Below are 12842 nucleotides of genomic sequence, written 5' to 3' on the forward strand. Positions count from 1 at the left end.
AGGGAAGTTTTTGATTGTTGGGTTTCCTGGGTTGATAGGAGACGGTGGGAGATATTCACACTTTTGAGGTTTTCCTTTGAGACAGATTGCTTTGACAAGGGAGAGAGTGTTTAGGTTGAGTTACTGATTGGTGGTTTGATTTCAATCCCCAATCAGAGGTTTAAGCAGGCACTGTACTCTTGCTTGTGTAATCATACAACAAAAAGTATCCTTTGCCGATTAGCTCTTTGACAAAAAATATGACTAACGTCCCTGTATCTCGCATTCGCAATTTTTCGATTATTGCTCACATCGACCACGGAAAATCCACTTTGGCCGATCGCCTGTTGCAGGAGACTGGGACAGTTCAAGCACGGGAGATGAAAGAGCAGTTTTTAGACAACATGGATCTCGAACGCGAGCGTGGCATTACGATCAAGCTGCAAGCTGCTCGGATGAATTATACTGCCAAAGATGGTCAGGACTATGTGCTTAACCTGATCGACACTCCTGGACACGTAGACTTCTCCTACGAAGTGTCGCGATCGCTGGCTGCTTGTGAAGGTGCTCTGCTGGTAGTTGACGCATCTCAAGGCGTGGAAGCACAAACCTTGGCAAATGTCTACCTAGCTTTGGCAAATGATTTAGAAATTATTACTGTTTTAAATAAAATTGACCTACCGGGGGCGGAACCAGAACGGGTAAAAGGGGAAATTGAAGAAATTGTCGGACTCGACTGTAGCGATGCAATTCTGGCTTCTGCCAAGGAAGGTATCGGTATTGATGATATTTTGGAGGCGATCGTCGAAAAGGTGCCACCGCCGCAGGATACCGTCGATCGACCACTAAGGGCGCTAATTTTTGATAGTTATTACGATGCTTATCGGGGAGTGATTGTTTATTTCCGGGTGATGGATGGCAGTGTCAAAAAAGGCGATCGGGTGTTATTGATGGTTTCGGGCAAGGAATATGTCATCGATGAATTAGGCATACTTTCACCAACTCAAATCCCAGTAGATGAACTCCACGCCGGAGAAGTAGGTTATCTAGGCGCGGCGATTAAGGCAGTAGCGGATGCTCGCGTGGGAGATACGATTACTTTGGTCAAAAAGCCAGCACCGGAGCCGTGGCCTGGTTATGCTGAAGCGACACCGATGGTGTTTTGTGGCTTATTCCCGATCGATGCTGACCAATTTCCAGACTTGCGGGAAGCCTTGGAAAAACTCGAACTTAACGATGCGGCCCTTTCCTACGAACCAGAAACATCCAGTGCGATGGGATTTGGTTTCCGCTGCGGTTTCTTGGGTTTGCTGCACATGGAAATTGTGCAAGAAAGACTGGAGCGAGAATACAATTTGGACTTAATTGTGACTGCTCCTTCCGTGGTTTATCAAGTCACGACAATTAAGGGAGAAGTGTTAACAATTGACAATCCCAGCCACTTGCCAGACCCTCAATATCGTGAGAAAATTGAGGAGCCTTACGTGCAGGTAGAAATGCTATCGCCGGAAACATATGTGGGGACTTTGATGGAATTATCTCAGAGTCGGCGGGGCATTTTTAAAGATATGAAATATCTCAGTCAAGGGCGGACTACATTGATTTATGAGTTGCCTTTGGCGGAAGTAGTGACTGACTTTTTCGATCAGATGAAATCGCGATCGCGCGGTTATGCCAGCATGGAGTATCACCTGATTGGCTATCGCGAAAATCCCTTGGTGAAATTGGACATTTTAATTAATGGCGATCCAGTGGATGCTTTGGCGATGATTGTACACCGCGATAAGGCTTATAATGTCGGCCGCGGCTTGACTGAAAAACTCAAGGAGTTGATTCCTCGCCACCAATTTAAGGTTCCCATTCAAGCGACGATTGGCGCGAAGGTGATTGCTTCAGAGCACATTCCGGCTTTGCGGAAGGATGTGTTGGCTAAGTGTTATGGCGGCGATATTTCGCGGAAGAAGAAGTTGCTGCAAAAGCAGGCGAAAGGTAAGAAGCGGATGAAGTCAGTGGGTACTGTGGATGTACCGCAGGAAGCTTTTATGGCTGTGCTGAAGCTCGATCGCGATTCGTAATTTTTCTGTTGGTGCGATCGGCTTTAAGGGCGATCGCACTTTTCCAAATAAACTATCAAAGATGTAGGAGCGCACGCACTCACTATCAACGTATTTTAAAATACTAAGTTAATTAAAGATTTTATGAAAGTTACGGATAAGTGTTTACATTGGCGATCGCAATTTTGTTATTCTATTAGCAAGTTTCACTCGATCGACTGAATTTTTGTACCACAGTCCTACCCCCTAAACAGAAAGGCAGTTTCCACCATGAGAATTTTAGTCACAGGCGGTGCGGGCTTCCTCGGTTCCCACCTAATCGATCGCCTAATGGCCCAAGGACACGAAGTAGTCTGCCTCGATAACTTTTACACCGGGACTAAACGCAATATCCTCAAATGGATGGACAACCCATACTTTGAGCTAATCCGCCATGACATCACCGAACCAATTCGGTTAGAAGTAGATCAGATTTACCATCTAGCCTGTCCCGCTTCCCCAGTACACTATCAGTACAATCCTGTCAAGACACTTAAAACAAACGTCATCGGCACGATGAATATGTTGGGATTGGCCAAACGAGTAAAAGCCAGATTTTTTCTAGCTTCCACTTCTGAAGTCTATGGAGATCCAGATGTTCATCCCCAAACAGAAGATTATCGTGGCAACGTTAATTGTATCGGAATTCGCAGTTGTTACGACGAAGGGAAGCGAGTAGCTGAAACCCTATCTTTTGACTACCATCGGCAAAATGGTGTAGACATTCGAGTCGTGCGAATCTTCAACACCTACGGCCCGCGAATGTTAGAAAATGATGGCAGAGTCGTCAGCAATTTTATTGTTCAAGCTTTACGAAATGAACCACTGACAATATACGGAGACGGTTCCCAAACCCGGAGTTTTTGCTATGTTTCAGATTTAGTTGAAGGATTTATTCGCTTGATGAATAACAACGAAATCGGGCCGATGAATTTAGGGAATCCCGGAGAATACACCATCTTGGAATTAGCCCAGAAAATTCAAAACATGATTAATCCAGGGGCAGAAATTATCTTTAAACCCCTGCCCCAAGATGACCCAAAACAGCGACAACCGGATATTACTCGTGCTAAAAATTGGTTGGGATGGGAACCCACAGTTCCGCTGAATCAAGGTTTGGAGTTGACTATCAAGGATTTTCGCGATCGCATCGAGGGAAACAAACAGTAGGGGCAAACCCCCCGTGGTTGCCCTCTAGGGGTAGGGGCAAACCCCCCGTGGTTGCCCTCTAGGGGTAGGGGCAAACCCCCCGTGGTTGCCCTCTAGGGGTAGGGGCAAACCCCCCGTGGTTGCCCTCTAGGGGTAGGGGCAAACCCCCCTTGGTTGCCCTCTAGGGGTAGGGGCAAACCCCCCGTGGTTGCCCTCTAGGGGTAGGCACGGGGCACTACCCCTACAAGCTGTTTTTTCCTTCTCTCCTAGATAACTAAAGCCTTCTCCCTTCTTCCTTCTTCCTTCGTTTCCCATCTGAATTTATTTACTTTGAGGATATTTCTATGCGTGTATGTGTAATTGGTACTGGATATGTTGGCTTAGTCACCGGCACTTGTTTAGCCCACATCGGACATCATGTAATTTGTGTAGACAACAACGAAGAAAAAGTCAAGTTAATGAAGTCTGGACAATCACCAATTTTTGAACCCGGACTTTCTGAATTAATGACTTCTGCATCTGCATCAGGCCATCTAGAATTCACCTCAGATTTAGCCGCCGGAGTTGCTCATGGAGAGATTTTATTTATTGCCGTAGGTACCCCTCCCTTGCCTACAGGAGAAAGCGATACTCGCTACGTGGAGGCCGTTGCACGCGGCATTGGAGCTCACCTCGATGGCGACTACAAAGTATTAGTAAATAAATCAACAGTCCCCATCGGTTCCGGGGATTGGGTGCGAAGAATTGTCCTCGACGGTTTAGCTGAACGTCAAAAAGCTCAAAGTAGCGAAGGGGCTACGGGGGAGGAAGTAGTAGCAAAAACTGGTGTTCAATTTGATGTAGTTAGCAATCCGGAGTTTTTGCGAGAAGGTTGTGCTGTTCATGATACCTTTAATCCCGATCGCATTGTTCTCGGCAGCAACTCTGAGCGGGCTATGGATATGATGGAACAGCTTTACAGCCCGATTGTCGATCGCAAATTTGCCGACAATACCTCATTACCACCAGTGCCCGTAGTCAAGACTGATATCAGTTCAGCCGAGATGATTAAGTACGCAGCCAATGCTTTTTTAGCAACAAAAATTAGCTTTATTAATGAAGTGGCTAATATTTGCGATCGTGTCGGTGCAGATGTTACCCAAGTCGCCAAAGGAATCGGATTAGATTCACGAATTGGTGGCAAGTTTCTGCAAGCAGGAATTGGTTGGGGTGGTTCTTGTTTCCCCAAAGACGTTTCAGCCTTAGTTCACACTGCTGACGATTACGGCTACGAAGCGCATTTGCTAAAAGCAGCAGTAGAAGTTAACGAACGTCAACGATTAATTGCTATTGAAAAATTGCAGCAAGTTTTAAAGATTCTAAAAGGCAAAACAGTAGGACTTTTGGGTTTAACTTTCAAGCCAGATACTGATGATTTACGCGATGCTCCTTCCCTGAATTTAATCGAAAATTTGAACCGATTAGGAGCGAAAGTTAAAGCTTACGATCCGATAGTTTCTCAAACTGGAATGCGTCACGGTTTGTCAGGAGTTTTAGTGGAAACTGACCCGGAGAGGTTGGCTGATGGTTGCGATGCTTTAGTATTGGTGACTGACTGGGAACAGTTTCGCAATTTAGACTATTTAAAAATGGCGAAGTTGATGAATCATGCAGTGATGATTGATGGCCGTAATTTTTTAGACAAGAAAGTTTTAGAAGCGGCAGGTTTCCAATATGTAGGAATTGGAAGGTAAATTTTTCCACCCAATAAAAGAACTAAAATGCTTGTGGGGTGGGCATCCTGCCTGCCCAAAAACAGACTGGAAACAGCTTAATTATCTGACAGTACCGATCGCAATTTTGACCCCAGACACCGATCGCAATTCATCCATTACCCCAGTTACCACCCCGTGACTAACCGACTTATCCGCATTAATCAACACTACAACCTCCCGTTGCTGCAACGGAATCAAAGCACGAACTCTAGTCGAAACCTCATCTAACTTAACAGGTTGACGATTCAGCGCCAAACTGCCATATTTATCAACAGTAACTACGATAGGAATTGATGGCTGCTGAACATTACCCATTATAGCTTTAGGTAAAATAACCGGCAACCCTTCCGACCGACTCAAAAACAAACTAGACATGATAAAAAACGTTAAAATCGCAAAGATGACATCAATCATCGGCACGATATTGATTTGCAGAGGAACATCATCAATTTCTTCTGGTAAGCGCATAAGACATCTCCATACTTGTAGCTAAAATCAAATCAGTTAACATCAGAATCATTCATATCTCTCCCCTTTCTCTGCGTACTCTGTGGTAAAATTATTCCGATAGAAACCGCTGACGATAAAACAATTCTAATTGACCCCCATACTCCAGAAACAAAGCTCGTTGCTGCTGATAAAAACCTCGAAACAAATTGGCAAAAAACAAAGTAAAAATAGCAACAATTAACCCCGTGGCTGTAGAAACCAAAGCTTCACTAATACCCCCAGTAACACCAGCCGTACTACCACCACCAACCTCTCCTATTTTGAGCGCAGCAAAGGAGTTAATTAGTCCCAGAACAGTCCCTAATAAACCCAATAAAGGTGCCAGACTAATAATTGTTTCAAAAACTGTATGGAAGCGTTTTAATGAAGCTAATTCTGCATGAGCAGTAGTTTCCAAAGCCAAACTAAAATCTTCAACACTTGGCTGGTTTAATTGTAGCGCAGCTAAAAAAATTCGGGACACCGGAAGGTCGGCATTTTTCTGAAGATAAGGAATCAGCTTTTTTTTAACTAATTCCGACTTAGGAAAACGGGAATAGGAGTTAAGAAATTGCCGGATAATTGCATCTTGACGGCGGAGTATTTGCCACCAAAAGAATAGTCTTTCTAATATGAGAGTGGCTGCGAGGAGCGAAAATCCTAGCAGCGGTACCATGACAATACCACCGGAAATTAATAGACGCAGCATATTGATTCTTGGTTTGATAACGCCGTTGCTATTCTCTTCCTGATGGTATGAGGGTAATTCCGTAAAATTAAGTTATTTTTTTACTCCCTTGAGGCGATCGCACTTTAAAATTTCTCCATCAAATACTTTTCCTCAACATAAACATCTCGCAACTGTTGAAGCGCTGTAGCAGCAATTACCGATTTAACAGTACCCACCACTACGCCCCACTCCCGCAAGCTGTCAACTGAAACCGCCCCTTTAAAATTGTAAGTGTAAAATTTAGTCCAAAATACTGGTGCTTGGGTGCGTTTCCAGCGTTTGTACCATGCTAGATAATCGCGAGGTACGGGGGGATTTACCGCCACAATTGGGGGGAAATCGGCGTAACTGACAAAACGACTCAGGCCTTTTGCATGAACATATACCATGTTGTGACAACATTCGATGCGATAAATCTGCTCTGGTGAGATGTTGAACAATAGCGCTACAGTTTCTTCAGTCACAAATCTCGATCGCGGATTGACAACTGAAGACTTATGAATAATTTTAGATGCGGCGATCGCCGAAGATCTTGACTGATTTTCATAGATCATGGTAGTTGCATATCCTGGTAGCACGTCAATTTTTTAGATACAGCAATAATCGAACGCAATTGCATTATTGTCAAGTATCAGTTTAGTCAGAATCAGAGTTCGAGAACTAGCAACCGAAAGAGGCTGGACATTCACAGAAGTTGCTGAGCGTTCTGGTGTAGTATACAGCAAAATTACCACCTATGTTCGGCGATCGTCCATATCAATGGTTGACTTTAGGGCGATCGACAAATTAGCGCGGGCTTTTGGCGTCATGATTTAAAATTGGGGCAATTATGGTTAGTGAAACCCTTCAGCTACACTCAGGCCATCACCCGCCCCTAGCAAACCGTTTGTTTTGTAACCTCGACATAGATATGTTCTAACCGCACTGGATACCGGGAAATTGAGTCAATGGAAATCCCATCAAACCGCAAAATAATCTCTTTTAATTCTAAAGCTTCCGGCAACCAAAAAGCCAAATCGCTACCATAACGCCTAGGAATGAAATTGTATTTTTCAGCCCTAGTGATGACTTCAGCTTCTTGTTGAGTTTTGACCACAATAATTTCTTGAGCCGGAATCAGTTTTCGCAACTCTTCCAAGCTACCTTCGGCGACAATACTCCCACTCTTCAAAATCCCAATTTTCTGACACAGACGTTCCGCTTCATCCAACAAGTGAGTTGTCAGCAAAATCGTAATTCCCTGGGATTGCAATTGCTGAATTAAATCCCAAATTTCATAGCGGGCTTCAATATCCAAACCTGTTGTCGGTTCATCCAAAATCACTAATTTAGGTTGGTGTACCAAAGCCACCGCAATATTCAAGCGGCGCTGCATTCCCCCACTCAAAGTTTCCACAGGGCTTTTGGCTCTATCTGTCAAATTTACGGCTTTTAAACATTGCTCTACTTGATAAAGACGCTGTTGGCGATTCATCCCATAAATTTGAGCAAAAAAGTTGAGATTTTCTTCACAACTCAGGCTTTTGTAAAGTAAATTCTCTTGGGGGGCTACACCAATTAAGATTTTTGTTGACTCAGAAACAGGTTCGCCATTGAGGGTGATTTTTCCACTGTCTGCATTGAGCAAGTTGCATAGTATATTGATAGTGGTAGTTTTGCCCGCACCGTTTTGTCCTAGCAAACCATAGATTTCTCCTGCTTGTATGTGAAGTGTCAAATCGCGCAGCACTGAGCGTTCGCCGTAGGATTTATTTAGCTTTTTAATTTGCAGCACTGCTTGAATTCTCCGTAGTTTTTTGTATAATATTGGTTGGATAGTTGACGATTTTTGGGATTTTTTTTACCGCAGAGGGCGCAGAGGGCGCAGAGGAGGAGAAGAGTGAGATGCTTCTATAGTCTTCTTTCTACTCTCAGCATTCTGCGGTAAGAAAGCCATCCACCTGCTATCATGGCTATGGAAAATATCAATAAAAACCAAAAGTGTTCGGAAATTTGGGCGAAATTTTTGCCGTTGGCCCAAACTTGGATTAGCGCTTCGTTCATGTGGTAAATTGGATTGTATTTGGCAAGTTCGAGTAGGCTTTTGGGAAACAGCGCTGTGGGTAAAAATGCTCCTCCTAAAATTAATAATGGAACTCCGAAAGCTGCGACTAGGGAGTTGACATCTTCGGTGCGCCTCGCAAATTGGGTTCCGAGAATGAAGCCGACACCGACATAAGATATAATACTGAGGAGAATAATCGCACTTCCTAGCAGCACAGAGCCTTGAAATTGTGCTCCTAAACAAGAGGCGATGGTATATACTAGAATTACTTGACCGATGCCGATCGCACTGTGAGCTAGAAAAATTCCTAAAAAGTAGGAAGTACCGCTCAGGGGGGAAATAAATAATCGTTTGAGTGTATGTTGTTCTCTCTCTGCTACGACTGTGGCGACGCTTCCGCCGAGACAGCTAAAAAATAAGGCGGCCCCGACTAAGCTTGCTGGGGCTGCACTTTCAAAGGCTTTTGCTGTTGTTAGGTTGGCGCGTTCTTGTAAAATCGCTCCGTTAATTAGTAGGATGGAAACTGGGAAGATACTCCAGAGGATTAAGCTGCGTTTTCGCCGGAACAGTTCAATTAAAATCCGCTGGGCTACAGCTAGGGTTTCGTACCAGTATTTCATATTTATTAAGATTACACTCACATCTTCCATCATTCTCCTGAACAGGCTTTCGGGCTTGTTCCACAAAGAGTTAATTTGATTTATACCACGGCAGATTATATCATAAAAAACTTAATTAATTTAATTATTAATCAAAAAACCCACCAGGGCGGGTTTTGGAATTTTCTGGCGATGCTTTTAATCTGTCGATGTCTGTGCCCAGGGATACTTTTAACCTTTACTTAATCATAAAACTTGTACCTCTATAACATCCTTGAAAAGAAGTTAAATTTGTCTGACTGATTTCTTCTAATTTGGTGACTATTGAGGGGCTATTGCTACTACTATCGGTAGTGGATTCCCACTGGTACATGAAGTCACCTTCGCTGAGGCTTTTTCCATTTCCTTTGTAGCTATATTCTTCGATGGGAATTCCGCTAACTCCAGTAATGCTTTGCTTTTCGTATCCGTTGATAATGATTTTTTCGATGACAGCACCGGGTTCTATGGTGAGTTTCCAGTTAATCGGTTCGTAGGCAGAAAGTGCGAGAATTATCGGTTTGTTTTTGCGTTGTACTTTGACTGCAATGGCATTTTTGGAGGGATTTCCATTATCTTGGGGCGATGTAGCTTCGTAAGCGGCTATTAAGTGTAGTTCTTTGTTTCCGGTTACGGCACCGACATGGGATGAAAATTTGTAGGAATTGCCAAGATAGCAGTTGGCTTCAAAATTTACTGGGGAAGTTAGAGCATTTTTTTGGGCTAGTTTCTGCTGGGCTGTTGGGATTACCCACATTCCAGTGCCTACGGCTAAAGCACCGATTAAAGTTGCTACAATACTGACGGGAATTAGATTTATGAGGTGGCGAAATTGGTCGGATTTCGTGGTTTTAGCTAGCTGTTGTTGCCATGTTTCGCCAAATTTGCGTGAAGCGAAGCTATCCCGCAGGGAATCGCCTTTGGTGTTACGATCGAGACAAGTCAACAATGCTAAACTTTCTGGCTGTTCTAGTAAATTTTGAATTTCTGTCCCTTGGCCAATGTAGAGATTTCTACTGGTTCTGTCTAACAGCAGCGAATGGCGATCGCCCTTACCGAGGTTATAATCTTCTAGGACAGGCTGCACTAAGTCGTGTTGCAAAAATACCAGCCAAGCCAGATTGTTGCCCGTAGAGACTATTTTGCCATCGCTGCAAATAAGTTGGTCGATTTCTGGTTCCCACCGCCAAGCTACCCAGCGGGCATCTCCGCGATAGCCGAGGGATTTTTCTAGTTGCGGATGGGCGGTGATTTCTAAGCGTTGAACTAAGTTTGACATGAGATGTCCTCAAGTGCGATCGCCACTTTCATCTGCTAGTTTAACTTAATTAGGACAAATCAAAAACTGCCAGTGCCGTTGCCACTGCCACCGTTAGGAGACAGATTGTTATTGGGAGTCGTGTAGGGCCCACTTCCGGGATTGAGATTATTGGGATTGGTGTTGCCAGAACTTCCGGGATTGAGATTATTGGGATTAGTATTGCCAGAAGTTCCGGGATTGAGATTATTGGGATTAGTATTGCCAGAAGTTCCAGGATTGAGATTATTGGGAGTGGTGTTGGGATTATTGGGATTATTGAGATTATTGGGATTGGTATTGGGATTATTGGGATTATTGAGATTATTGGGATTATTGAGATTATTGGGATTTGTACCCGCAGGAGTAGTTATGGGAGTGCCGGCTGCATCTCTGGTAATACCATTGGGGTTGGGATTAGGTGGATTAGCTGCGTTGGGGTTGGCAGTAGTGGTATTACGGTTATTTGTCGCTGCGGGAGTAGTATTTCTCCCACACAAACTGACTAAATCAAAAGTAGTGCCACTTGAGGTTTCGATGTAGCAAACCGGTACGTTTACTTCGGGGTTCGAGGTTGTCGGAAAGTCCGTTGTTCTGGGCATGGGAAGGCTGAAAGCGACTTCTGCCATCAGTGGAGTGAAGGCAGCGGATAGACCTACTATTGTCAGCAACAATCTCATCATTTTTACCTCAAATATTCAAGTGTATTTGCTCTAGTATTGCCCAGAAACTAAAAATTGTCCTCTTCCTAAAAAGGGAGTCATATCGATTCCCGTTGCATCAGAATGATTAAACCGCCAAGACACCAAGAGGACGAAGGAAGAACTGCATCTTCTTCTTTCCCCCCTTGGGGGGGGCAGGGGGGGGGTTCTTCCTTCGCGTTCTTCGCGCCTTCGCGGTTCGCTTAATCTTACTCTTCTTTAGGCAGTTTTAGTAACGAATTCGCGGGTCAATGTAGGCATTCAAAATATCAATGACAATGCTAGCAACCACGACTATTCCCGCAAAAAATACCACGATTCCTTGTACAGTTGGATAATCCCGCAAACTAATCGCCTCATAAAGTCGATTTGCCAACCCAGGCCAAGAAAAAGTCACTTCTGTTAAAATCGCACCACCCAACAGTGCAGCAAAAGTTAAGCCCAAAACTGTAATTACTGGAATCAGAGCATTTTTGAGAGCGTGACTCCATAAAATCTGCAATTCGGGAATGCCTCTAGCTCTAGCTGCTTCTACATAATCTGCTTGTAAGGTTTGCTTGAGATTCACTCTGACAATGCGCTCGAAAATGCCACTCAAAAGAATGCCCAAGGTCAAACTTGGCAATGCTAAATGATGCAAAGCTATCATAAATTGACCGAAGTTAGCACTCAACAGACTATCTATGGTGTAAAGTCCGGTGTAACCTTCTGGCGCTGTTAATGTCACCGGAAAACGAGTTCCCAAGGGAAACCAACCTAACTGTACCGAGAAAATTAATTGTAATACCATGCCGGCCCAAAAAGCGGGTAGGGAGTAAGTGATGATGCCAAATAAACGGCCTGCGGTATCGAAAATAGTGTTGGGGCGGGATGCTGCTAAGGAGCCGATGCTGATGCCGATTATTAAGGCTACGGCCATGCTGCAAACTGCTAATTCTACCGTGGCGGGGAAATTGTCTGTGATAATTTGCCACACGGTTTGTCCGCGAGTGGTGATGGATGTTCCCAAATTTAAGCTGAACAAGTCTTTAATATATTTGAGATATTGTTGCCATAGGGGTGCGTCGAGACCTAGTTGGGTTCGCATTGCTGCTTTGGCTGCTGCGGGTGCTCGCGAGCCGAGAATGGCATCGATGGGGTCTCCTGGAGTGGCTCGCAGCAGCAAAAATACGGCTGTGGTGATGGTCCACAACATGAGCGGTGCTAGGAGCAAGCGGACAAAAATGTAAGATTGTAGGGCTTTGGAGCGAGACATAGGATTGGGGAATGGGAAAGTGGCAAGAGATTGTTGAGTTGATTTTAACTATTGTCGATCGCCTTTTTGCCACTTTCCCATTTTCCTATTGACTTAGCAACGATTCAAATGCAGCTTGCAAGGATTTGATATCGCCGACTCTAGCGACTAACAAGTTTTCGCTACCTGCATCCTGCAATCGGCATTTCCAATAATTGATGCTTTCGGAGTTGTTCATCCAGAAGCTAATCACGCTGTCTACGACTCTATCGACATCCCAGCCTCGGTGCGGCGAAACGGTTTCTACTGATGCGACAAAGGAATCTAGGGTACATTTGTGATTTCCCAAGTATTCTACACCAGCAGAATGCTGCTGTTGTAATAATTCTTGCTGTTGGTTGAAAAAAGATAGAGTTGGAGATACACCCAGGATTTCAAATGTATAGTTCATGCCATCCTCCTAAAGTATTGTTTTCCCAAAAATTTCCATCGCACAAAATGCTGAAATTTTTTGATTTTGCTATCGGCTATTTCCGGTATATGCTTAAAGAGTTACCGATGATTCGGTGTTTTTTTGCCCATCTATTTTATAAATAGCAAACTTCCTCACAAAAGATTGTTAAATTACTTACATTTTCCCGCTGAACTCAAGTGAATTAGCAATCACAGAGCAGTCGTAAGTAAACGCACGTAAAAAAAACCAGATTCAGATACCGGAGTTATTGAAGAATTGC

The 12842-nt window shown here is 44.1% G+C and carries 13 protein-coding genes; 4 read left to right on the forward strand and 9 right to left on the reverse strand.

Annotation, left to right across the window (positions count from 1 at the left end; genetic code table 11):
- Positions 1–239 precede the first annotated feature (239 nt).
- From lepA to P2A85_RS08865, 3 genes are all read left to right on the forward strand, one after another.
- Complete coding sequence (gene lepA / locus P2A85_RS08855; RefSeq protein WP_377478784.1) at positions 240–2054, forward strand: translation elongation factor 4; 1815 nt, start codon at positions 240–242, stop codon at positions 2052–2054.
- A gap of 249 nt (positions 2055–2303) precedes the next feature.
- Positions 2304–3242 carry a UDP-glucuronic acid decarboxylase family protein gene (locus P2A85_RS08860; protein WP_377478786.1) on the forward strand — a complete coding sequence of 313 codons (939 nt, stop codon included), beginning with the start codon at positions 2304–2306 and terminating at the stop codon, positions 3240–3242.
- Between the two features lie 323 nt (positions 3243–3565).
- Positions 3566–4954 carry a UDP-glucose dehydrogenase family protein gene (locus P2A85_RS08865; protein WP_377478788.1) on the forward strand — a complete coding sequence of 463 codons (1389 nt, stop codon included), beginning with the start codon at positions 3566–3568 and terminating at the stop codon, positions 4952–4954.
- A gap of 81 nt (positions 4955–5035) precedes the next feature.
- On the opposite strand, the gene P2A85_RS08870 is transcribed toward P2A85_RS08865, so the two are convergent.
- The 3 genes from P2A85_RS08870 to P2A85_RS08880 all read right to left on the reverse strand — a co-directional run bounded on the left by P2A85_RS08870 (position 5036) and on the right by P2A85_RS08880 (position 6748).
- Positions 5036–5443, reverse strand: a complete 408-nt coding sequence (locus P2A85_RS08870) for an ExbD/TolR family protein (RefSeq protein ID WP_377478790.1) — start codon at positions 5441–5443, stop codon at positions 5036–5038.
- A 91-nt stretch (positions 5444–5534) separates the two neighbouring features.
- Complete coding sequence (locus P2A85_RS08875; RefSeq protein WP_377478792.1) at positions 5535–6173, reverse strand: MotA/TolQ/ExbB proton channel family protein; 639 nt, start codon at positions 6171–6173, stop codon at positions 5535–5537.
- 104 nt (positions 6174–6277) lie between these two features.
- Positions 6278–6748, reverse strand: a complete 471-nt coding sequence (locus P2A85_RS08880) for a hypothetical protein (protein WP_377481383.1) — start codon at positions 6746–6748, stop codon at positions 6278–6280.
- 76 nt (positions 6749–6824) lie between these two features.
- Here P2A85_RS08880 and P2A85_RS08885 point away from each other — a divergent pair, with 76 nt between their 5' ends.
- On the forward strand, positions 6825–7010 hold the full coding sequence (locus P2A85_RS08885) for a helix-turn-helix domain-containing protein (protein ID WP_377481386.1): 186 nt from the start codon (positions 6825–6827) through the stop codon (positions 7008–7010).
- 58 nt (positions 7011–7068) lie between these two features.
- Here P2A85_RS08885 and P2A85_RS08890 read toward each other — a convergent pair whose 3' ends face one another.
- The 6 genes from P2A85_RS08890 to P2A85_RS08915 form a co-directional block, all read right to left on the reverse strand.
- Positions 7069–7968, reverse strand: coding sequence for an ABC transporter ATP-binding protein (locus tag P2A85_RS08890; protein ID WP_340521034.1), 900 nt, complete (start codon positions 7966–7968; stop codon positions 7069–7071).
- A 116-nt stretch (positions 7969–8084) separates the two neighbouring features.
- Positions 8085–8858, reverse strand: coding sequence for an ABC transporter permease (locus P2A85_RS08895; protein WP_377478794.1), 774 nt, complete (start codon positions 8856–8858; stop codon positions 8085–8087).
- A gap of 217 nt (positions 8859–9075) precedes the next feature.
- Positions 9076–10155 (reverse strand): hypothetical protein, encoded by a 1080-nt coding sequence (locus P2A85_RS08900; protein WP_377478796.1) that lies wholly within the window; start codon positions 10153–10155, stop codon positions 9076–9078.
- A gap of 59 nt (positions 10156–10214) precedes the next feature.
- Entirely contained in the window at positions 10215–10856 is a 642-nt protein-coding gene (locus P2A85_RS08905; RefSeq protein WP_377478798.1) for a hypothetical protein, read from the reverse strand.
- Between the two features lie 247 nt (positions 10857–11103).
- Positions 11104–12129, reverse strand: a complete 1026-nt coding sequence (locus P2A85_RS08910; RefSeq protein WP_377478800.1) for an ABC transporter permease — start codon at positions 12127–12129, stop codon at positions 11104–11106.
- Between the two features lie 85 nt (positions 12130–12214).
- Positions 12215–12559, reverse strand: coding sequence for a hypothetical protein (locus P2A85_RS08915; RefSeq protein WP_377478802.1), 345 nt, complete (start codon positions 12557–12559; stop codon positions 12215–12217).
- Positions 12560–12842 lie beyond the last annotated feature (283 nt).

Source organism: Microcoleus anatoxicus (genome assembly GCF_042465725.1).
Classification (GTDB): Bacteria; Cyanobacteriota; Cyanobacteriia; order Cyanobacteriales; family Microcoleaceae; genus Microcoleus; species Microcoleus anatoxicus.